This window comes from Pseudomonas sp. NPDC087358 (assembly GCF_044900785.1).
In the GTDB taxonomy this organism is placed as follows: domain Bacteria; phylum Pseudomonadota; class Gammaproteobacteria; order Pseudomonadales; family Pseudomonadaceae; genus Aquipseudomonas.
Genome location: NZ_JBJDOA010000006.1, coordinates 212,137 through 233,026, shown reverse-complemented (window position 1 = coordinate 233,026; position 20,890 = coordinate 212,137). Strand labels below are relative to the sequence as shown.

Annotated in this window: 18 protein-coding genes and 1 riboswitch; of the genes, 6 read left to right on the top strand and 12 right to left on the bottom strand. The window is 61.6% G+C overall.

What is annotated here, in order from left to right; genetic code table 11:
- Positions 1–88: 88 nt before the first annotated feature.
- The 8 genes from parC to ACI2KS_RS16230 form a co-directional block, all read right to left on the bottom strand.
- Positions 89–2,356: a DNA topoisomerase IV subunit A gene (parC, locus tag ACI2KS_RS16265; protein WP_404621968.1), complete on the bottom strand. Its 2,268-nt coding sequence runs from the start codon at positions 2,354–2,356 to the stop codon at positions 89–91.
- Between the two features lie 10 nt (positions 2,357–2,366).
- Positions 2,367–2,849 carry a TIGR02281 family clan AA aspartic protease gene (locus ACI2KS_RS16260; RefSeq protein ID WP_404622186.1) on the bottom strand — a complete coding sequence of 161 codons (483 nt, stop codon included), beginning with the start codon at positions 2,847–2,849 and terminating at the stop codon, positions 2,367–2,369.
- A gap of 35 nt (positions 2,850–2,884) precedes the next feature.
- Positions 2,885–3,862: an esterase-like activity of phytase family protein gene (locus ACI2KS_RS16255; RefSeq protein WP_404621966.1), complete on the bottom strand. Its 978-nt coding sequence runs from the start codon at positions 3,860–3,862 to the stop codon at positions 2,885–2,887.
- Complete coding sequence (gene parE, locus ACI2KS_RS16250; RefSeq protein ID WP_404621964.1) at positions 3,862–5,766, bottom strand: DNA topoisomerase IV subunit B; 1,905 nt, start codon at positions 5,764–5,766, stop codon at positions 3,862–3,864. The genes ACI2KS_RS16255 and parE overlap by 1 nt, the downstream gene beginning before the upstream one ends.
- Before the next feature lie 91 nt (positions 5,767–5,857).
- Positions 5,858–6,475 carry a YqiA/YcfP family alpha/beta fold hydrolase gene (locus ACI2KS_RS16245; protein WP_404621962.1) on the bottom strand — a complete coding sequence of 206 codons (618 nt, stop codon included), beginning with the start codon at positions 6,473–6,475 and terminating at the stop codon, positions 5,858–5,860.
- A gap of 132 nt (positions 6,476–6,607) precedes the next feature.
- Positions 6,608–7,417 carry a 3',5'-cyclic-AMP phosphodiesterase gene (cpdA, locus tag ACI2KS_RS16240; protein WP_404621960.1) on the bottom strand — a complete coding sequence of 270 codons (810 nt, stop codon included), beginning with the start codon at positions 7,415–7,417 and terminating at the stop codon, positions 6,608–6,610.
- A gap of 235 nt (positions 7,418–7,652) precedes the next feature.
- Positions 7,653–8,105 (bottom strand): DUF1249 domain-containing protein, encoded by a 453-nt coding sequence (locus ACI2KS_RS16235; RefSeq protein WP_404621958.1) that lies wholly within the window; start codon positions 8,103–8,105, stop codon positions 7,653–7,655.
- The gene (locus ACI2KS_RS16230) at positions 8,096–8,713 is read right to left on the bottom strand and encodes an NUDIX domain-containing protein (RefSeq protein ID WP_404621956.1); all 618 of its coding nucleotides are present in this window, start codon (positions 8,711–8,713) and stop codon (positions 8,096–8,098) included. Before ACI2KS_RS16230 ends, ACI2KS_RS16235 begins: the two co-directional genes overlap by 10 nt.
- Positions 8,714–8,933: 220 nt before the next feature.
- On the opposite strand from ACI2KS_RS16230, the gene ACI2KS_RS16225 reads away from it, so the two are divergent.
- Positions 8,934–9,680 carry an RsiV family protein gene (locus ACI2KS_RS16225; RefSeq protein WP_404621954.1) on the top strand — a complete coding sequence of 249 codons (747 nt, stop codon included), beginning with the start codon at positions 8,934–8,936 and terminating at the stop codon, positions 9,678–9,680.
- Here ACI2KS_RS16225 and cytX read toward each other — a convergent pair.
- Positions 9,649–10,965, bottom strand: a complete 1,317-nt coding sequence (cytX, locus tag ACI2KS_RS16220) for a putative hydroxymethylpyrimidine transporter CytX (RefSeq protein ID WP_404621952.1) — start codon at positions 10,963–10,965, stop codon at positions 9,649–9,651. The genes ACI2KS_RS16225 and cytX overlap by 32 nt on opposite strands.
- Before the next feature lie 175 nt (positions 10,966–11,140).
- Entirely contained in the window at positions 11,141–13,027 is a 1,887-nt protein-coding gene (thiC, locus tag ACI2KS_RS16215) for a phosphomethylpyrimidine synthase ThiC (protein WP_404621950.1), read from the bottom strand.
- Positions 13,028–13,196: 169 nt separating this feature from the next.
- Positions 13,197–13,301, bottom strand: a riboswitch (TPP riboswitch).
- 166 nt (positions 13,302–13,467) lie between these two features.
- On the opposite strand from thiC, the gene ACI2KS_RS16210 reads away from it, so the two are divergent.
- Positions 13,468–14,907, top strand: a complete 1,440-nt coding sequence (locus tag ACI2KS_RS16210) for a TolC family outer membrane protein (protein WP_404621948.1) — start codon at positions 13,468–13,470, stop codon at positions 14,905–14,907.
- 204 nt (positions 14,908–15,111) lie between these two features.
- Here the strand turns inward: ACI2KS_RS16210 and waaA are convergent, their stop codons facing one another.
- Together waaA and ACI2KS_RS16200 are read right to left on the bottom strand one after the other, a co-directional pair.
- Positions 15,112–16,386, bottom strand: coding sequence for a lipid IV(A) 3-deoxy-D-manno-octulosonic acid transferase (gene waaA, locus ACI2KS_RS16205; RefSeq protein ID WP_404621947.1), 1,275 nt, complete (start codon positions 16,384–16,386; stop codon positions 15,112–15,114).
- A gap of 14 nt (positions 16,387–16,400) precedes the next feature.
- Complete coding sequence (locus ACI2KS_RS16200; RefSeq protein ID WP_404622185.1) at positions 16,401–17,291, bottom strand: LysR family transcriptional regulator; 891 nt, start codon at positions 17,289–17,291, stop codon at positions 16,401–16,403.
- Positions 17,292–17,393: 102 nt separating this feature from the next.
- Between ACI2KS_RS16200 and ACI2KS_RS16195 the strand changes: the two genes are divergently transcribed.
- The 4 genes from ACI2KS_RS16195 to ACI2KS_RS16180 all read left to right on the top strand — a co-directional run bounded on the left by ACI2KS_RS16195 (position 17,394) and on the right by ACI2KS_RS16180 (position 20,780).
- Positions 17,394–17,726, top strand: a complete 333-nt coding sequence (locus tag ACI2KS_RS16195; RefSeq protein ID WP_404621945.1) for a DMT family transporter — start codon at positions 17,394–17,396, stop codon at positions 17,724–17,726.
- Positions 17,727–17,790: 64 nt separating this feature from the next.
- Positions 17,791–18,966: an NAD(P)/FAD-dependent oxidoreductase gene (locus ACI2KS_RS16190; protein ID WP_404621944.1), complete on the top strand. Its 1,176-nt coding sequence runs from the start codon at positions 17,791–17,793 to the stop codon at positions 18,964–18,966.
- Positions 18,963–19,772 carry an aldo/keto reductase gene (locus ACI2KS_RS16185; RefSeq protein WP_404621942.1) on the top strand — a complete coding sequence of 270 codons (810 nt, stop codon included), beginning with the start codon at positions 18,963–18,965 and terminating at the stop codon, positions 19,770–19,772. Before ACI2KS_RS16190 ends, ACI2KS_RS16185 begins: the two co-directional genes overlap by 4 nt.
- 36 nt (positions 19,773–19,808) lie before the next feature.
- A complete protein-coding gene (locus ACI2KS_RS16180; protein ID WP_404621941.1) occupies positions 19,809–20,780 on the top strand; it encodes a metal ABC transporter ATPase in 972 nt (323 codons plus the stop codon).
- Positions 20,781–20,890 lie beyond the last annotated feature (110 nt).

Genomic DNA, 20,890 nt, shown 5'->3' with positions numbered 1-20,890 from the left:
CATATCATCCGTGAATATGCGCAATGACTCCAGCGATTCTGCGTCGATCTTCGTGACGAAACGAAGATCGACAGCCGCAAACGCCGGATTAAGTAGCGCTTTCTACCAACAACGCGTCAACTCGCTGGAAGCCGCGTGGTAGCTTATTGCCACGCCGTCCACGCTCGCCTTTGTAATGTTCCAGATCATCCGGCTTCAGAGAGAGCGTACGCTTGCCGGCCTGAAGCACCAAGGTGCTGCCCTCCGGAATAACTGCCAAGTCGGTCACATATTCTTCGCGACTGGCCACACGCTCGCCCGGGATGCCGATGATCTTGTTGCCTTTGCCTTTGCCCAGCTGTGGCAGATCGCTGATCTTGAACACCAGCAAACGGCCTTCGGTGGTCACCGCCGCCAGCCAGTTATGCTCACGATCAGGCACCGGACGCGGGAGAATCACCTTGGCCCCGCCTGGCAGACTCAACAGCGCCTTGCCTGCCTTGTTCTTCGCTTGCAGGTCTTCGCCTTTGACCACGAAACCGTAGCCGGCATCCGACGCGATGACGTACAGCGCATCATCGTCGGGCAGCAACACGCACTCGAACGTCGCAGCAGGCGGCGGCGTCAGGCGACCGGTCAGTGGATCGCCCTGACCTCGCGCCGAGGGCAAGGTATGTGCGGCCAACGAATAACTGCGCCCGGTGGAGTCGATGAACACCGCGAACTGGTTGGAGCGCCCGGCGGCCAACGCCTTGAAGCCGTCTCCGGCCTTGTAGGAAAGCCCGGTGGCATCGATCTCGTGCCCCTTGGCCGAACGTACCCAGCCTTTTTCCGACAGCACGACGGTGATCTTTTCGTTTGGCAGCAGATCGTGTTCGGTCAGCGCCTTGGCTTCTGCCCGTTCGACAATCGGCGAACGGCGGTCGTCACCATAGGTTTCGGCGTCCTTGATCAGCTCGCTGCGCACCAGCTTCTTGAGCTTGGCTTCGCTGCCCAGCAAGGCTTGCAGCTTGGCCTGTTCCTTGAGCAACTCATCCTGTTCGGCACGCAGCTTCATTTCTTCGAGCCGCGCCAACTGGCGCAAGCGGGTGTCCAGAATGTAGTCGGCCTGGATTTCGCTCAGGGCGAACCGCTCGATCAACCTGGCCCGTGGATGCTCCTCGGTACGGATGATATGGATCACTTCATCCAGATTCAGATAAGCGATCAACAAGCCGTCCAACAGATGCAGACGACGCTCGACTTTATCCAGGCGAAATTGCAGGCGACGCCGTACGGTCTGAGTCCGGAACTGCAGCCACTCGACCAGCAACGCCCGCAGGTTTTTCAGCTGTGGTTTGCCGTCCAGCCCGATGATGTTGATGTTGACCCGGTAGCTGGACTCCAGCTCAGTAGTGGCGAACAGATGCTGCATCAGTGCATCGTGATCGAAGTTCTTGCGCGCGCCCGGGATAATCACGATCCGGCAGGGGTTTTCGTGGTCGGACTCGTCGCGCAGGTCAGCAATTTGCGGGGCCTTGGACGGCTTGGCCTGCATCATGGCAGCGATCTGCTCCAGCACCTTGGCGCCCGAGACCTGGTGCGGCAGCGCGGTGACGATGATGTCGCCGTCTTCGATGTGATACACCGCGCGCATGCGCACCGAGCCACGACCGGTTTCGTAAATCTTCAGCAGGTCGGCGCGCGGCGTAATGATTTCCGCTTCGGTCGGATAGTCCGGCCCCTGGATATGCTCGCACAGCTGCTCGATGGTGGACTTGGGCTCATCGAGCAGGCGCACGCAGGCCGATGCGACCTCACGCAGGTTGTGCGGTGGCACGTCGGTGGCCATGCCCACGGCGATACCGGTGGTGCCGTTGAGCAGGATGTTCGGCAACCGCGCCGGCAGCACCGCTGGCTCATCCAGGGTGCCGTCGAAGTTCGGCACCCAGTCCGCGGTGCCCTGCCCCAACTCGGCGAGCAGCACTTCGGAATAACGCGACAGGCGCGCTTCTGTATAACGCATGGCCGCGAACGACTTGGGATCATCCGGCGCACCCCAGTTGCCCTGGCCATCCACCAATGTGTAGCGATAGCTGAACGGTTGCGCCATCAACACCATGGCTTCATAGCAGGCCGAGTCGCCGTGGGGGTGGAACTTGCCCAGCACGTCACCGACGGTACGCGCCGATTTCTTGTGCTTGGAGTCGGCGTCCAGGCCCAACTCGCTCATGGCGTAGACAATACGCCGCTGTACAGGCTTCAGGCCGTCACCGATATGCGGCAGCGCGCGGTCCATGATCACGTACATGGAGTAGTTCAGATAGGCCTGTTCGGTGAAGTCAGCCAGTGACCGGCGTTCTACGCCGTCCAGGCTGAGGTCAAGGGAGTCGCTCATGCGGGCCTCATCATTTTGTCGTCTGACGCAGCAGCAAGTTGCCGCCGCGCTGGGTGAATTCAAGTTGTTTCATGGCGCTCATGCCCAGCAGCACCTGATCACCGTCCAGACCGGGCACCACCAGGGCGCGCACGTTGTTCAGGACGATATCGCCGATCTGCAGCCGCTCAAGCGTGGTCCGAAAAGCCTCGGCAAGGCCATTGGCGGTACCGACCTGAACCCTGTCCCCACGCTTGAGGTGAAGTGTGTCCGCAACTTGCCCGGGAACCGCGACATCGGTCGCGCCGGTATCGAGCATGAACTGCACCTCACCGGTGTTGATCTGCCCCGTCATGACGAAATGCCCCTGCCGATTGCTCGCCAGTTGCACCTCGACATAGCCCTCACCGTGTCTGGAAGTGACGTTGGTGTTGGGGTTTTCCTGACGCTGCTCCCATTCACCAAAAAACCGCGTCGCCAGAAACAGCGCTGCGGCCCAGGCGATGATCAGCATCAGACGCCCGGCACGCTTGCCGGGAGCGGGCTGAGTCAAGGTTTGGCGCTCCAGCCACCCTCAGGCGCGGCAAAGCGCCAGACGATGGGGCGTTTCTCACCATCGGCTCGAACACCGAAGTTATTGTCGGTTCCGACCCAGGCGCCCGTGTCATCGACGATCAGCGCCTCGGTCAGGCCGTATTTCTGATCATAGAGCCGATTGGGTTTCAGAGCCTCCCGGGCGAACGACCAGCAGGTTTCCAGCTCACCGGTTTCCAGCGTGCGACGGCAAATCCGGTAGGCCGAGCGCTCAAGCGTGAACAGCTTGCCCTTGTACAGAGAGATATCGGAAAAGTCCTTGGCCACGGACTTGCCACCCACCTGCGGCGGCAGCTTTTCGTTGCCGGACTCCACTTTCAGAATGCAACTGGCGTCACAGGCCCAGCCATCCTTGCCCAGCCGCGCCGTCAGCAGCCCGCGCTTCTCGCGCTCGGCCGCCAGCCAGATCTGATCACCCGCAGGGCTGATCGCAATGCCTTCGAATATCGCGTTGAAGTGCTGCAGCATGCCGGCCGTCTGAGCCTCCTGGACCAGCTTCTTCGGCAGTTCCAGCCAGACCGGCGCACCGTTGACCGGCACCTTGAGCACCGTGGCATAGCCTTCACTGACCAGATAACGGTTGCCGGCTGCGTCGCAGCTCACGCCTTCGTAGTCCAGATCGCCACCGCGAAGCAAAACGGCGGCCTTGGCCATTGCGCGCAGGGTCGCCGACAACCCGCTGTCCGGGATCGGCGGAATGTCGAGCACCTGCGCGTGGGCTTTCCACACCGTCGCCGAGGTGTCCAGGCTGTAGAGCAGCGTGTCGTCGCGATCGGAGATCGTCCACAGCACGCCGTTGCACGACGCCAGACCCGACAGGTTGCCGCCGATCATGTCGTCGACCGGGTGCTCGGACAGCAACTTGAGCTCTGGCAGGGGCGCTGCGAAGACGGGAGTGGCGGTCAGCAACAGCGCTGCCAGCCAACCTCGCATCAAACCAGCACCTCGGCCAGATTGCCCTTGGACTCGAGCCACGTCTTGCGGTCGCCCGCGCGCTTCTTGGCCAGCAGCATGTCCATCATCTCCGAAGTGGCGGCAAAGTCGTCCAGCGTCAGCTGAACCAGGCGGCGGGTGTTCGGATCCATCGTGGTTTCACGCAGTTGCGGCGGGTTCATTTCACCCAGGCCCTTGAATCGTGTGACCTGTGGCTTGCCGCGTTTTTTCTCGGCCACCAGGCGATCGAGAATGCCATCGCGCTCGGCCTCGTCCAGGGCGTAGTAGATTTCCTTGCCCAGGTCGATGCGATACAACGGCGGCATCGCCACATACACATGGCCGGCGTCTACCAGCGGGCGGAAGTGCTGGACGAACAGCGCGCACAGCAACGTGGCAATGTGCAGCCCGTCGGAGTCGGCGTCAGCCAGGATGCAGATCTTGCCGTAGCGCAACTGGCTCATGTCAGCGGCGCCCGGATCGACACCGATGGCGACCGCAATGTTGTGCACCTCCTGACTGGCCAGCACTTCACCGCCGTCGACTTCCCAGGTGTTGAGGATCTTTCCGCGCAGCGGCAGGATGGCCTGGAACTCCTTGTCACGCGCCTGCTTGGCCGAACCACCGGCAGAATCGCCCTCGACCAGAAACAGCTCCGAGCGCATCGGGTCCTGCCCGGCACAATCAGCCAGCTTGCCGGGCAATGCCGGCCCCTGAGTGATGCGTTTGCGCTCGACCTTCTTGCTCGCCTTGAGACGGCGACCGGCATTGTTGATGGCCAGTTCGGCCAGTTGCATGCCCAGCTCGGGGTGGCCGTTGAGCCACAGGCTGAAGGCATCCTTGACCACTCCGGAAACGAACGCCGCCGCCTCCCGGGAGGACAGCCGCTCCTTGGTCTGGCCGGAGAATTGCGGCTCCTGCATCTTCATCGACAGCACGAAAGCAATGCGCTCCCAGACGTCCTCGGGCGCCAGCTTCACCCCGCGCGGCAGCAGATTGCGGAACTCGCAGAATTCGCGCATTGCATCGAGCAGGCCCTGACGCAAACCATTGACGTGGGTGCCGCCCTGGGCCGTGGGAATCAGGTTGACGTAGCTTTCCTGCACGCTGTCGCCGCCTTCGGGCAACCACAGCAAGGCCCAGTCGACGGCCTCCTTGTTCCCGGCAAAGGCGCCGCAGAACGGCTCTTCGGGCAGGCGCAGGAAATCATTGACCGAGTCCTGCAGGTAAGAGCGCAGGCCGTCTTCGTAATGCCATTCGACCTTCTCGCCACTGCTCTTGTCTTCGAAGCTGACCAGCAGGCCCGGGCACAGAACGGCCTTGGCCTTGAGCACGTGTTTGAGACGGCTGACCGAGAATTTCGGGCTGTCGAAATATTTGGGATCCGGGGCGAAATAGACGCTGGTGCCGGTGTTGCGTTTGCCGACCGTGCCGACGACCGCCAGCTCGGTGACTTTGTAGCCGTCGGCAAAGGTCATTTCGTATTCGTTGCCGTCACGCTTGACCCGCACCCGTACCTGGGTCGAGAGCGCGTTGACCACGGAGATCCCGACCCCGTGCAGACCACCGGAAAACTGGTAGTTCTTGTTGGAGAACTTGCCGCCGGCGTGGAGTTTGGTGAGGATCAGCTCGACACCCGACACGCCCTCTTCCGGGTGAATGTCCACTGGCATGCCACGGCCGTCGTCGGCCACTTCCAGCGAGTTGTCGGCGTGGAGAATGACCTGCACCGACCTGGCGTGCCCCGCCAGGGCTTCATCGACACTGTTGTCGATGACTTCCTGCGCCAGGTGATTGGGGCGCGAGGTGTCGGTGTACATGCCCGGCCGCTTGCGGACCGGGTCGAGGCCCGAGAGGACTTCGATGGCGTCTGCGTTATAAGAGCTAGCGCTGGGATTGGCCATGGGGTCTCGTCATCAAGTCGTTCATGAAATTTCGGAGTGACATTGTTCTAACTGTTCGTTTCAGCATAGAGCTTCGATTTGCGCGCCTGTCTCACAGCGCCGATGGTTCAATGGCCTGCAGCAGCTGCGGGGCAAAGCCGGCAAAACCGAGCAAGGCCGGCAGCCGCTGTTCAAAGCCCTGAAAGCTGTGATCGCCGCCCGCTTCGATGTGCAAGGCACAGGCCCGGTAGAACCCCTGGGCGCGGCGGTAATCCAGCGTCTGGTCACCGGTTTGCAGCCATACCTGAATACGCTGCGGATCTTGGGGAGCGGGCACTTCAAGCTCAGCCAGGGCAGCCACATGATCGTGGGTCAGCTCCCAGCTTTCGCCGGTATAGAGGTTTTTTTGAGTCCCCAGAAAACCGTCGAACAGCTGATGCGGGTTGACCGCCGGATTGATCAGCACCGCCTTGAGGCCGTGGCGTTCAGCCAAGTGAGTCGCATAGTAGCCGCCGAGTGAGCTGCCGACCAGCAGTGGCCGACCGAGTTCTTCGATCGCGCCTTGCAGCTGAGCCAGGGCCTGGCGTGGATGATGATGCAGCTCCGGCACCCGCAACCGCTCGCTCAACCCAAGATGCTTCATCAGCTCGGCCAGTTGGGTGGCTTTGTGCGATGTCGCCGAACTGTTCAGGCCGTGGATATAAAGAAGCGTCGAGTGATCCTGATTCACGCTGTTACCTCCGAAAATCTCGAGTCGGTACGTCTGTTGTGGGGGCCACAAGAGCAAAGCCACGCAGTTTACAGGGACAACCGCAAGAAGACTCGTCTGATGATAATCCGCGGCAAATTCAGGACTTTTCCTTCAATACCCGACGCCGCTGAGGTCGGCTTCGAACAGCCCGGCAGCGATGCGCGAGACCGCGGTTTCGATCTGACCGTCATCGTGCAGACGCAACCAGCGATAGCCCGGAGCGCGCGAATCGAGCTTGAAGTCTTCACTCTGGGGCGCGAACTGAATGCAGGTCGAAGGCGAGGCCATGAGCCGAACGCCCTGTCGCAGCTGGTCGAACTCCTGATGCACATGCCCCCAGAGCAGCGCCTTGACCTGCGGAAAACGCTCCAGCACGGCGAACAAGGCTTCCGGGTTGCGCAACCCGATGGGCTCCATCCAGGCGGCGCCAATCGGCACAGGATGATGGTGCAAACAGATCAAATGATGGCGTTGCGGCGCCTCGCTCAGGGATTGAGCGAGCAACTGCAGCTGCTTGTCTTCCAGATAACCGGGCACCGACCCCGGCACCGCGGAGTCAAGCATAGTGATGCGCCAGTTTCCGACATCCACGACCGGTTCGAGAAAATCGCTTTGCTGGGCGGCAATGGCCATTTCCCGCAGCCCGTCATGATTACCCGGCAGCCAGCGCTTGGGCGCCTGGATCAGCTCGCTCGATTCGCGAAACGTCTGATACGACGCAACCGTGCCGTCCTGAGAAAGGTCACCGGTGGCCAGCACCAGGTCGATGGCCGGTTGCTCGGCCAGCACCAGATCGATCACCGCCTTGAGGCTGTCAGCGGTTTTCATGCCCAGCAGCTGGCCGTGCGCTTCTGCGAACAAATGGCTGTCGGACAGTTGCACCACCAGGACGGAGGATGAATTTAAAGGCGCGCTCGGCAAAGGCCATCTCCTTGAGCAGGTATGGCCGGATTATGGTGTCTGATTGTTACGACGGCAAACCCGGAAACAGCGTGGCAGTTCTCAATCATGCAATGAGAACCCAAGCCTGACGCAAATCCTGTAGGCGCTGAGCTTGCTCGCGAGGGCGGCCGATAGACAGTACAACGTCGACTGGTCCGCAGCATTCGCCAGCAAGCCGGCTCCTACAGTTGATCAGTGGTACCTGTGGAATATCTCAGCGTACCGCCTCGAACTCGTGCCCGCAGGCCAGGCAATGGCTGAGCCACTCGCCGAGAAACAGGTTCAGCTGAGCCTTTTCGTCGGGCTGGTGCATATCGGCGTTGGGGTAGGGATAAATACCGCGGAAGCGCCGGGCGTGTTCGGCACCGATGACTTCGGCCATGCGCGCGTCGTGATAGACCTGCACTTCCAGTACTGGCACCGGCAGCCAGGGCAGGCTGTGCTCCTGACGCACCTGCAACGTGGTGGTGTACGGACAGTCGAGGATGACCTCGACCGCCAGCACGCCGAGCATCTGATCGCCCTGGGTGACCGCCACCCGGCGCGAACGTTGTTCATTGCGCATGTCGGGTAACAGACGCATCAAGCGCGCGTAGTTGGCCTCACAGGCTGCTTGCAGCCCGGCGAGGTCGACACGATAGCGCTCGCGGAAAAGATTCACGACCACAGCCCCCTGATTTCGGCACGATTAAGTGCCAGCCACTGTATTGCGATGATAGTTGCCGCATTGACGATGCGTCCGTCTTTTACGGCTTGCATCGCGTCATCGAACGACCAGACCGACACGCGGATATCCTCGGCCTCTTCGACCAGCCCGTGGACCCCACCAGCCCCCTCGCTTTCGCATTTACCCAGGTACAGGTGGACAAATTCGTTACTGCCACCGGGCGACGGAAAGTATTTGGTGATCGGCCACAATGCACCGAAGACCAGCCCAGCTTCCTCTTCTCCCTCGCGGTGGGCAACCTCTTCAGGCTGCTCTTTTTTGTCGATCAGCCCGGCGACCATTTCGATCAGCCAGGGGTTGGGGTGCTTGCCGACCACGCCTACACGAAACTGCTCGATCAGCACCACTGCATCGCGCTTGGCGTCGTAGGGCAGGACACAAACCGCATCATGGCGCACGAACAGTTCGCGCTTGATCTCGGGGCTCATGCCACCATCGAACAGCTCATGACGCAGATGCAGACGGTCCAGTTGGTAGAAACCCTTGAAGCAGGTCTCGCGCTGGGTGATCTCATGCTTGGTGGGGGTCGACTTGGTGGTCTCGGTCATAAATTTCTCACTGCTTGAGCACAGGTGACTTTGCCCCATCCTAACGTGCCGGTGCCTCAGATGCAGCCCTTTGAAATGGCAAATCCGGCGCTCAGGGTAGACGGGGTAAGCGAAAGGCACTCTAATCCGCCCGGTGGCGAACCGATTGCGCCACACGTAGTCGAAGCTGGTTGCCGTTACCTCCCTGTGATGGCCCTTTATGCCAACGCCAAGGATCAACATGTCGTTTCTGAAGATCATTTCAATGGCCTGCCTGGCCCTGATACTGGGCGCCTGCCAGAGTCTTTTCCAGCCCAACCTGCGCAGTCCGCTGACCGTTCAGCGCGACGCCTCGGAGCTGATCAAGCCCGGTTGCACCACCGACGATTGCCCGCTGGTAAACATCGACACCGTGCATTTCCCGGACGAGCCCAAACTCGATGCCATCGTGCAGCGCACTTTGTTGCAGCTGACTCGCAGCGATACCGACGGCCCGCTGCCGCCGACCCTGAAGGACTACCAGGAGCAATTCCTCAGCCGCGCCCAGGCGCGCAACAGCAGTTATCTGCAGGCCAAGGTACGCGAGCAGCATGACGGTATCGTGGTGGTCGAGCTGTCGAGCTACTTGGATACCGGCGGTGCCCACGGCAACCCGGGCCGGGCTTTCATCAACTACTCCCGCCCGCAACAACGGGTGCTGACCCTGGCCGACATGCTGGTGCCCGGCCAGGAAGCGGCATTCTGGGACAAGGCCGAACTTGCGCATCAGGCCTGGCAGATCAGCACCAAGCTGGACAAGGACACCGAGTTCCAGAAGATGTGGCCATTCAAGAAAACTTCAAACGTTGCCCTGACGTACGGTGCAGTGATCCTCAAATATCCGGTCACCACCATCGCGCCATACGCCATGGGCCACATTGAGCTGAAGATTCCTTATCCGCAGCTCAATGGCATCATCAAGCCGGAACTGTTCCCCGGCCGGAGCTGATCGCCTTACTCAAGATCAGCTGCAACACGCCAGCGACGATCAACGCTGGCAGTGTTGCGCCGATGTTCGGGTACAGGTTGGCCAGCACGTGGTAGGTACTGATCCCGCCAAGCCACGCCAGCAGACTCATCCAGCGCAGCTTTTCAGTCGCAACGCTCCGGCTGCAGTCGCCCGTCGCGGCGCCATGGCTGCGACGACGCAGGATGAAATGGTCCACCAGCACCACGCCGAACAAGGGTGCAAACACCGAGCCGATCAGTAGCAGGAAGTTCTGGTACTGCGCCAGCGGCGCGAAACAGGCGATCAGCGTGCAGACAATGCCGATGGCCAGCGCCAGATGTTCGACCTTGACCTTGAGCAGAATGCCGCTGGAGACCGCTGCCGAGTGGATGTCGGCAAAGGCGTTTTCCGACTCGTCCAGCAGGATCAACAACAGCGGAATGCCCATCCCGGCGCCGGCCAGCGCCAGCAGCAGCGCATTGGCTTCGCCGCTCGGCGCGAACGCCAGCGTATAGGCCACACCCAGAGTCATCAGCCAGAAGTTACCGATAAAAAAGCCCAGCACGGTGCCGCCGAACACGCCAGTGGCGCGCTTGCCGAAGCGTGAATAATCGGCGATCAGCGGCAGCCAGGACAAAGGCATGGCAATGGCGATGTCAAAGCCGACGGCGAACGGCAGCGAACCGTCTCCGGCGCGGGACCACAACGCCGACAGATCGGCTTTGCTCAGCAGGTTCCAGCTCAGCCAGAGGCACGCGCCGAGCAACAGCCAGATGCCCCATTTGCGCAGGATTTGCCGGACGAACGTCAACGGACCGCTGACCGCCAGCGCCGTGGCGATGGCACCGAAGATCAGCGTCCAGAGCAGCGGATTGGCCCACAGGCTGGACTCGGAAAACGCGCCCGCGCCGAGCAGGCTGGCAGCATCGCGCATGACGATGATTTCAAACGAGCCCCAACCCACCAGTTGCAGCAGGTTGAGAATCGCTGGCACGCCCGCACCCTTGGTGCCCAGGCTGAGCTTGAGTGCGGCCATCGACGACAGCCCGGTGTCGCTGCCGATCACGCCGACCGCAGCGAGCAACAGAACGCCGACCAGCGTGCCGAGGAAAATTGCCAGCATAGAGCCTGACATGCCCAACCCCGGCGCCAGCAACGCGCCGGTCTGCAGGACCATCAAGCCGATGCCCAGGGAGAACCATAATGCAAACAAGTCGCGGCCGCCGAAGACCCGCCTGCCGGCGGGGACGGGGATGTCGGGTGAGTAGGTGCTAGGTGTGTTCACGTTGTTATCTCGCAGGGACACTGTTAGTTATCGGCATACATCCAGCCTGTGATGATCGTTGCCATGCTCTGCGTGGGCATGCATGCCCGGACGCTCCGCGTCCCATGTGACGTGGAGCGTCATCCAGGGCGTTGCCACGCTCTGCGTGGGCACGATCAGCCTCAGGCGAGGCGAATCAAACCTTCTTATAAAGCTGACTGCCTTCCTGCTTGAAGCGTTGCGCCTGTTCGCGCATGCCCTCGGCTACCGAGACATCCACTGCCTCGATTTTCTGGTTGGCGGCGTATTCGCGCACTTCCTGGGTGATCTTCATCGAGCAGAATTTCGGTCCGCACATGGAGCAGAAATGCGCGACTTTGGCCGAATCCTTGGGCAGGGTTTCGTCGTGATAGGAGCGCGCGGTGTCCGGGTCAAGACCGAGGTTGAATTGGTCTTCCCAGCGGAATTCGAAACGCGCCTTGCTCAAGGCATTGTCGCGAATCTGCGCCCCCGGATGCCCCTTGGCCAGATCCGCCGCATGAGCGGCGATCTTGTAGGTAATGATCCCGGTCTTCACATCGTCCTTGTTGGGCAGCCCCAGGTGCTCCTTGGGCGTGACGTAACAGAGCATGGCGCAACCGAACCAGCCGATCATGGCCGCGCCGATCCCTGAGGTGATGTGGTCGTAGCCGGGCGCGATGTCGGTGGTCAGCGGGCCGAGGGTGTAGAACGGCGCCTCGTCGCAGCACTCCAGCTGCTTGTCCATGTTCTCCTTGATCAACTGCATCGGCACGTGGCCCGGGCCTTCGATCATGCATTGCACGTCGTGCTTCCAGGCGATCTTGGTCAGCTCGCCGAGGGTTTCCAGTTCACCGAACTGCGCTTGATCATTGGCGTCGGCAATCGAGCCCGGACGCAGGCCGTCGCCCAGCGAGAAGCTGACGTCGTAGGCCTTCATGATTTCGCAGATTTCGTCGAAGTGGGTGTAGAGGAAGTTTTCCTGGTGATGCGCCAGGCACCACTTGGCCATGATCGAACCGCCACGGCTGACAATCCCGGTGACGCGCTTGGCGGTCAGCGGCACGTAACGCAGCAATACGCCGGCATGGATGGTGAAGTAATCAACGCCCTGCTCCGCTTGCTCGATCAGCGTGTCGCGGAACAGCTCCCAGGTCAGGTCTTCAGCGGCGCCGCCGACTTTTTCCAGTGCCTGATAGATCGGCACGGTACCGATCGGCACCGGCGAATTGCGGATGATCCACTCGCGGGTTTCATGGATGTGCTTGCCGGTGGACAGGTCCATGACGGTGTCCGAACCCCAACGGATGCCCCAGGTCAGCTTCGCCACTTCTTCTTCGATGGACGAACCCAGCGCGCTGTTACCGATGTTGCCGTTGATCTTCACCAGGAAGTTGCGGCCGATGATCATCGGCTCGAGCTCCACGTGATTGATGTTGGCCGGAATGATCGCGCGCCCGCGGGCGATTTCCTCGCGGACGAACTCGGCGGTGATCTCCTTTGGCGTGTTGGCGCCGAAACTGTGCCCTGCGTGTTGTTGCTTCAACAACCCTGCAGCGCGGGCCTCTTGCAGTTTCATGTTTTCGCGGATGGCGACGTATTCCATCTCGGCGGTGATGATGCCCTGGCGCGCGTAGTGCATCTGGCTGACATTGGCCCCGGCCTTGGCGCGGCGCGGGTTGCGCACGTGAGCGAAACGCAGCTTGGTCAGCTCGGCATCGGCCAGGCGCTGCTGGCCGAAATCGGAACTCAGGCCGCCCAGGCGTTCGGTGTCGCCACGCGACTCGATCCAGGGCGAACGCACATCGCCCAGGCCTTTGCGCACGTCGATGATGACGTTGGGATCGGTATAGGGGCCTGAAGTGTCATACACACAAACCGGTGCGTTGATCTCGCCTCCAAAGTCGGTCGGCGTGATGTCCAGGCTGATTTCGCGCATCGGCACGCGGATATCCGGGCGTGAACCCTGGACATAGATTTTCTGCGAACGGGTGAACGGCTGCACCGAACCCGAATCGACCTGGGCGGATTCACTCAGATTGGCGTTTTTTGCTTTTGTACTCATCACGGGCTCTCCAGACATCATCCTGCGTGGAATGAATTGTCGGAGCTTGAGCCTGATATCAACGGACGGATGCACCCTGAGACGACACGGATGCTGAGAATCGAAAGGCGAGGACTGTTCAAGAAATGAACAAAGACGACCCCGGACGACACTCAAGAGGACTCGCCGGGAGACGAGAAATCTTGTTCCCTACGCAGGCGCTAACCTGATCAGGTTCAACGGGATCCGGATTATCCGATCTCAGCCTCATATCAAGGCACCCCGACAAGAACGGCGTCAGTCTAGTCGCCATGCAGGGCAAACACCAAGCGTGGAATTCAAACGCTCGTTAAATGGCTGTTTTACCCGATTGTTGTCAGCAGGCCACGGAACTACACTCGCTACGCGACGCCAAAGCCGTCGGAACAAGATTTGGCGACAACAACTACTAGGGAATGTCTATGCTGCGCAAACTTTCACTGGCCATTGCCGTGTCGGGTGCCTGGAGTGCAATGGCCGGGGCAGCAGACTTGCCTCTGCCGACCAAAACCGGTCTGGTCAGCGTCTATCAGGAAGCGGTGAACAACAACGCAGACCTGGCGGCAGCCCGCGCCAACTACGACGCGCAGAAGGAAATCGTGCCTCAGGCGCGTGCAGGCCTGCTGCCGAACATCTCGGGCGGTGCCGACGTGAACGACACGCGCACCAAGATCGACCAGCCATCCACGGTGATCAATCGCAGTGGCACGGTGTACCGCGCGACCTTGAGCCAGCCGATCTTCCGCGCTGACCGCTGGTTCCAGCTCAAGGCGGCCAAGGACGTCAACGAGCAGGCCATGCTGCAGCTCTCGGCCACCGAGCAAAACCTGATTCTGCAAAGCGCCGAGGATTACTTCTCGGTACTGCGCGCCCAGGACAACCTGGCGTCGACCAAGGCTGAGGAGGCTGCGTTCAAACGCCAGCTGGATCAAGCCAACGAGCGCTTTGATGTCGGCCTGTCGGACAAGACCGACGTGCTGCAGGCCCAAGCCAGCTACGACACGGCGCGTGCGTCGCGGATCGTGGCCAAGCGCCGCGTGGACGATGCGTTCCAGGCCCTGGTCACCCTGACCAACCGCGAATACAACGCCATCGAAGGCATCGTGCACACCCTGCCGGTGCTCGCTCCGACGCCCAACGACGCCAAATCCTGGGTCGACACGGCATCGCAGCAGAACCTCAACCTGCTGGCCAGTAACTACGCGGTCAGCGCCGCCGAAGAAACCCTGCGTCAACGCAAGGCGGGTCATGCACCCACGGTCGATGCCGTCGCCCAGTACGAAAAAGGCGACAACGACCCGCTGGGCTTCACCAACCCGAACTACACCGGGCAGAACTTTCACGGCAGCGTCGAACAGCGCACCATCGGCCTGCAAGTGAATATCCCGATCTACAGCGGTGGCCTGACCAGCTCGCAGGTTCGCGAGGCCTATGCCCGCCTCGGCCAGTCCGAGCAACAGCGTGAAGGCCTGCGCCGTCAGGTGGTGGAGGACACCCGTAACCTGCACCGCGCGGTGAACACCGATGTGGAGCAGGTACAAGCGCGCAAACAGTCGATCATTTCCAACCAGAGCGCGCTGGAAGCCACGGAAATCGGCTATCAGGTCGGCACGCGCAATATCGTCGACGTGCTCGATGCCCAGCGCCAGCTGTACGCCTCGGTGCGCGACTACAACAACACCCGTTACGACTACATCCTCGACAACCTGCGCCTCAAGCAAGCGGCAGGCACCTTGAGCCCGGGTGATCTGCAGGATCTGTCGCGTTATCTCAAACCCGACTACAACCCGGACAAGGATTTCCTGCCGCCGGATCTGGCCAAAGAGGCAGCGAAGAACTTCGAGCGACCTTCGGAAAGATAATGACGTCAGTATCTAGCCGGCGATGCAACGGCGCTTCTGCCCGCCCGGCGTAGGAGCCAGCTTGCCCGCGATCTGGCGCGTAGCGGCAGCAAAACCAGACGCTCGGGTTGTGTCTGACTCAACGCTGTCTCAGGGTTTACTACTGCTGCGCAGCAGATCGCGAGCAAGCTCACTCCTACGGGCTGCGCCCCGAATCAAAAGCGGTTAGCGCAGCAGGCTGGCGATGCCGTCCAACAGCTTGTGCAACGCACCCTGATTGGCCTTCATCACCGCCAGCCCGGCATCCGCCATGGCCTTGGCCTGCTCGGGCTGTTCGACCAGGCGCTGCACCGCTGCAGCCAATCCATGAGCATCAGCGACTTCTTCCAGCGCGCCGGCATTGCGCAACATCGCGGCGATTTCCAGGAAGTTGAACAGGTGCGGCCCGCTCAATACCGGCTTGTCCAGCGCCGCCGGTTCCAGCAGGTTATGCCCGCCGTTGGGCACCAGACTGCCGCCGACGAAGGCAATGTCGGCCAACGCATAGAGAAACAGCAACTCGCCCATGGTGTCGCCGACCAGCACTGAGTGCTGGCTGGCAACAGGCGCTGAGGTCGAGCGACGAACTGTTGAAAAACCCTGCTGCTGGCTCAATTCGAACACGCTGTTGAAACGCTCCGGATGGCGTGGCACCAGAATCAGCAACGCATCGGGATGGCTTTGCAGCAACGTCCGGTGAGCCGACAACACCACCTCATCCTCACCGGCATGCGTGCTGGCAGCGATCCACACCGGGCGCTGGGTGGTCTGCCACTGATCACGCTGGTGCACCGCCCGCGCCAGCAACTGCGGGTCGATGGTCAGGTCGAATTTGATCGAACCGGTCACCGTGACCCGGTCCGGTCGCGCGCCAAGCTCACGAAAACGCTGAGCTTCGGTTTCGGTCTGTACCGCGATCAAGCTCATTTCAGCCAGCATCGGCCGGGTCAGCCTGGCGAATCGTCCGTAGCCGCGCGCGGAACGCTCCGATAATCGCGCGTTGGCCAACACGGTGGGTATGCCGCGTTTGGCGCACTGATGAATATGGTTGGGCCACAGCTCGGTCTCCATGATCACGCCGATCTTCGGCTGGATGTGATCGAGAAAACGCCCGGCCGCCCATGGAAAGTCGTAAGGCAGGTAGCAATGCTGCACCCGAGGCTCATCGGCGAACATCGACTGGATGCGCTCGGACCCGGTTGGGGTCATGCAGGTGATGGTGATCGGCAGCTGTGGATAACGGGCGAGCAATGCACGAATCATCGGTGCGGCAGCGATGCTCTCGCCGACCGAAACCGCATGCACCCAGATGCCGCCAGGTTGCATCGGCGCCAGGCCCATGGCGAAACGCTCGCCGATACGCTGCGCATAGGCCGGCGCCTTGCGCGAACGCAACCACAGGCGCAGGGCAATAAAGGGCAGGCCAAGGTGAAACAGGACGGTATAGAGGGTTCTATTCATGGGCGCGGAGTTTATCAGCCAATGGCCTTCAAATGATGGGTGAAACACTCGGCCAGCCAACGTGCGGCCGGCCCCAGAGGTTCGTCGCGACGCCAGACCATTTCCACCACCAGCGCCGGCGGCGTCCATTCACTGCTCAATTCAATCATCTGGTTCTGGTAGGCCGGGTATTGCACCACATGGCGCGGCAGCCAGGCCCAACCCAGTCCACGCATCAGCAACTCGGCCATGACGTAAAAACTGTCGGCGCGCCAGACCTGCGGACTCAACGGCTCGCCACCGGGATAGCCGCTCTGCTGCGGCGCGATGAGCAACTGCCGATGCCGCGCCAATTGCTGACGACTGATCAGCGGCTCGCTTGCCAGCGGATGATCGACCGCACAAACAGTGACCATCTCGACGCTGCCGAGCACTCGGCGCTCCAGCTCCTCGGGCATCTGCTCGTGATGGAACAGCAAGCCAAGATCAGCGCGGCGCTCCAGCAACTTGCGCGCGACATCCCCCTGCGCAGCGCTGGCCAGCTGCACCTCGACCCTGGGGAAACGCTCGTCCAGCGCTTCCAGGCTGTCGAGCACCGGCTGATAAGGCATCGCTTCATCATGAGCCAGCCTCAGCCGCGCTTCCTCACCCCGCATCAACGCCATGGCACGGCCGTCAAGCCGATCGCATTGGCGCAGCAACTCTCGTGCTTCTTCGAGCAATGCGCCGCCTGCTTCGGTCAGGCGTGGCTGACGCCCACTGCTGCGATCGAAAAGGCTTACGCCCAGATCGGTCTCAAGCATGGCGATGGCGCCGCTGACCGCCGACTGCGCTCGCCTGGACGTGCGTGCCACGGCGGAAAACGAGCGTTGCTCGGCGACGTTGACGAACAGCCTGATCTGTTCAAGATTCCATTGCATGCGCAGGCAACCTATCGGCCAGAGAGATGGGTAATGACTTTACCCCATCTGCGTAGTCTCTAGAATCGCCGGCATTGAAAACCGCTTTCTGTACCGAGGGATCTGACCATGCCTGCCTACTACCTGCTCGCTATCGCTATCTGCGCCGAAGTCATCGGCACCGTTTCCATGAAAGCCGTCAAAGGCCTCAGCACACCCCTGCCGCTGTTGCTGGTGATTGTCGGTTACGCGGTGGCGTTCTGGATGCTGACCCTGGTCGTGCGCACTATTCCGGTGGGCGTGGCCTACGCCGTCTGGGCGGGCATGGGCATCGTCATGGTGAGCATTGCCGCGCTCTTCATCTACGGACAGAAACTCGACCTGCCCGCTGTCGCCGGAATGGGCCTGATCGTCGCCGGGGTCGTGGTGATCCAGCTGTTCTCGAAAACAGCCGGTCATTAAGGGGGGTCATTGAAAAGCGGCTTCCCCTATAATGGCGCGATTGATTTCGCCATTTGAGGTGCCCATGCCATCTGCTCTTTCCACTGACGTCCTGATTGTCGGCGCTGGCGTTGCCGGCCTCTGGCTCAATGCCCGCCTGCGTGGGCAGGGCTTCTCGACGATAGTGGTGGAAAGCGCCAGCCTCGGCGGCGGGCAGACAGTCAAATCCCAGGGCATCATCCATGGCGGCGCCAAATATGCCTTGCATGGCGCGCTGTCAGGGGCCTCCGAAGCGATCGCCGACATGCCACGTCGCTGGCGTGAAGCACTGGCCGGCAAGGGCGAATTGAATCTTTCAGGGGTGCGCCTGCTTTCCGAGGCGCATTACCTGTGGTCCCCGGGCACCATCGCCGGCAACCTCACCAGCTTCTTCGCCAGCAAGGCGGTGCGCGGGCGTGTCGATCAGGTCAAGGGCAATGACCTGCCGCCAGCCCTGCAAGACCCGCGCTTCAAGGGCAAGGTCTATCGTCTGGCCGAACTGGTCATCGACGTCCCCAGCCTCATCGAAAAACTCGCCGACCTGGCCGGCGACAGCCTGCTGGCAGGCCAGCAGATCGAGCCGCTGACTCACGAAGGCGAGCTGGTCGGCCTGCGCGTCGACGGCCGCGACATCCATGCCCAGCGCGTGGTACTGAGCGCCGGTGGCGGCAATGCCGAGCTGCTCAAGGCCCTGAACGTCAGCCACCCGACCATGCAACGGCGACCGTTGCACATGGTCATGGTCAAGGGCCCGACCCTTAAACCGCTGTATGCCCATTGTCTGGGTGGCGGCCCCAAGCCGCGTATCACGGTCACCACCCATCCGGCCGCTGACGGGCAGTGGGTCTGGTACCTGGGGGGCGATATTTCCGAAGCAGAAGGCGTTGCCCGCCAACCCGCTGAACAGATCGCGGTCGCGAAAAAAGAGCTGGAGCATCTGTTGCCGTGGGTGGATCTGAGCCAGGCACAGTTCGCCACCTTGCGTGTCGACCGTGCCGAACCGCAGCAGAGCGGCCTGGCACGCCCGGACAACGCATTCCTTGAGGTTCAGGGGCGTCTGATGGTGGGCTGGCCGACCAAACTGGCGCTGGCGCCCGACTTCGCCGACCGGGTGCTGGCCTCGCTCTCGCGAGATGATATTCACCCCATTCCGCAACCGCCACGCAAAGACCTGCCACGCCCGCCCATGGCCACACCTGCCTGGGACCTTCTGCTGCCATGAAAACCCTGCACGATCTGCATCGGCCACTGGGCCGCCTGGGCATCAACGTCTCCCCTGTCGGGTTGGGCACGGTCAAGCTGGGCCGGGACCAGGGCGTCAAATACCCCAACGGCTTCACCATTCCCGATGATCACGAGGCGCAGATGCTGCTCAAGCTGGCACGGGATCTGGGTATCAACCTGATCGACACCGCCCCGGCCTACGGTCGCAGCGAAGAGCGCCTCGGCCCGTTGTTGCGCGGCCAGCGTCAGGACTGGGTCATCGTCAGCAAGGTCGGCGAAGAGTTCGAGGCCGGCCAGTCGCGGCATGACTTCAGTGCGGCGCACACGCGCCTGTCGGTGGAACGCAGCCTCAAGCGTCTGGAGACCGATTTCATCGATCTGGTCCTGGTGCATTCGGATGGCAACGACCTGCATGTCCTTAACGAATGCGGCGTCTATCAGGCGCTGGCCGAGCTGAAACGCGAGGGCAAGATTCGCGGCTTCGGTTTCTCGGGCAAGACTGTCGAGGGAGGGTTGCTGGCGTTGCAGCAAGGCGATTGCGCCATGGTGACCTACAACCTCAACGAGCAAGGCGAAAAGCCGGTCCTCGACTACGCTGCTGCTCACGGCAAGGGCATTCTGATCAAAAAAGCGCTGGCCAGCGGGCATGTCTGCCTGAGTCCCGGCGTCGATCCGGTGCAAGCCAGTTTCGAGTTACTGTTCGAGCACCCTGGCGTCACCGGCGCCATCGTCGGGACCATCAACCCTCTGCACCTGGCCCATAACGTGGCGACTGCCGCCAAAGTAATCCGCCATCACAACTGATGTGGGCGGCCGACCCCAACGCAAGAAGGAGCCGATATGCCGCGAACCCTGATCCGGAAAAACCCCAGCAACTTCAAAACCCTGCCGCTGTTCGTCGAAGCCACCCCCGAAAGCCTGAGCTACCAGAGCCTGGGCATGCCGCTGAACTTTGCCCAGACGCTATTGCGTCGGCGGCATATCGAGGTGGAGAGTAACGAGCGCTTTTCCACCGAGCTGGCGAACCTGGGAGTGTCGGTGCGCCTGACGCTCAACTGGCAGAATCGCGATTACTGGGTGCTGGTGCGTCAACGCCGTCAGGACCGCGGCGATGTGGTGCTGAAGCTGATCTCAGGCTACGTTCCGGCGCATGAGCTCAATCTGCCGCTGCATACGGCGATTCAGGAAGTGGCCGAAGAGTGCCTGATCGAGACCCCGCAAGGCTGGCTTGGCGGACGCTTCAATGACACCTGGCTGCCGGCACCCTACGCCGCTGCGCTGCACTACCGCGAAGCCATGCCCTTTCGTCTCAGCCCGCTGTCCGGCGCGGCGCGTCCCGTGCGCTGCGGCAGCATGACGCTGATCGAGCGGCCGCGCGCCTATGTCCACTTGCCGACCGCGTCACTGCAACTGATCTACGACATGCGCCTGGAAGTGCCCAAAGAGGCGCGTCCGCTCAGCCTGTTCCACGTCGACGAGGTGCTGGAAAACGATCAATTGGTGGCAAGGCTCAATCGCAGCAAGCCGGATTTGTACCTGATGCCTCTGGAAAACGGCTCACCCTTGCCCGAGCTATACACGCTCAAGAATGACAAGCTTTCACCTGCCAGCACGCGCGGACTGTACCTGGCCGAGAGTTTCGCCGCCCAGGAGGGCTGGGTCGTGCGTGAGGAGCGCATCCGCTGGAAGGACTGGCTGTTGCAGCAAGGCATGACCCCACCCAAGCCCAAGAAGACCGGCCTCAAGCGGCGCCTGAAAGTGGGGGCCAAGCAACTGTTGCGCATGGCGCGCAAGACCTTGCATAAGTCGTAGCCGCAGAGCGCTGCAACCCTGTTGTAGGAGCCGGCTTGCTGGCGAACGCGACGGGGCCGCCACATTCGCCAGCAAGCCGGCCCCCACGGCCTTCGGCCAGAATCGGCGCG

Excerpts from the sequence above, each read along its gene's own strand:
- parC (WP_404621968.1), bottom strand. The coding sequence starts at position 2,356 with ATGAGCGACTCCCTTGACCTCAGCCTGGACGGCGTAGAACGCCGGTCA.
- ACI2KS_RS16260 (WP_404622186.1), bottom strand. The coding sequence starts at position 2,849 with ATGCTGATCATCGCCTGGGCCGCAGCGCTGTTTCTGGCGACGCGGTTT.
- ACI2KS_RS16255 (WP_404621966.1), bottom strand. The coding sequence starts at position 3,862 with ATGCGAGGTTGGCTGGCAGCGCTGTTGCTGACCGCCACTCCCGTCTTC.
- parE (WP_404621964.1), bottom strand. The coding sequence starts at position 5,766 with ATGGCCAATCCCAGCGCTAGCTCTTATAACGCAGACGCCATCGAAGTC.
- ACI2KS_RS16230 (WP_404621956.1), bottom strand. The coding sequence starts at position 8,713 with ATGACCGAGACCACCAAGTCGACCCCCACCAAGCATGAGATCACCCAG.
- ACI2KS_RS16225 (WP_404621954.1), top strand. The coding sequence starts at position 8,934 with ATGTCGTTTCTGAAGATCATTTCAATGGCCTGCCTGGCCCTGATACTG.
- thiC (WP_404621950.1), bottom strand. The coding sequence starts at position 13,027 with ATGAGTACAAAAGCAAAAAACGCCAATCTGAGTGAATCCGCCCAGGTC.
- ACI2KS_RS16210 (WP_404621948.1), top strand. The coding sequence starts at position 13,468 with ATGCTGCGCAAACTTTCACTGGCCATTGCCGTGTCGGGTGCCTGGAGT.
- waaA (WP_404621947.1), bottom strand. The coding sequence starts at position 16,386 with ATGAATAGAACCCTCTATACCGTCCTGTTTCACCTTGGCCTGCCCTTT.
- ACI2KS_RS16195 (WP_404621945.1), top strand. The coding sequence starts at position 17,394 with ATGCCTGCCTACTACCTGCTCGCTATCGCTATCTGCGCCGAAGTCATC.
- ACI2KS_RS16190 (WP_404621944.1), top strand. The coding sequence starts at position 17,791 with ATGCCATCTGCTCTTTCCACTGACGTCCTGATTGTCGGCGCTGGCGTT.
- ACI2KS_RS16185 (WP_404621942.1), top strand. The coding sequence starts at position 18,963 with ATGAAAACCCTGCACGATCTGCATCGGCCACTGGGCCGCCTGGGCATC.
- ACI2KS_RS16180 (WP_404621941.1), top strand. The coding sequence starts at position 19,809 with ATGCCGCGAACCCTGATCCGGAAAAACCCCAGCAACTTCAAAACCCTG.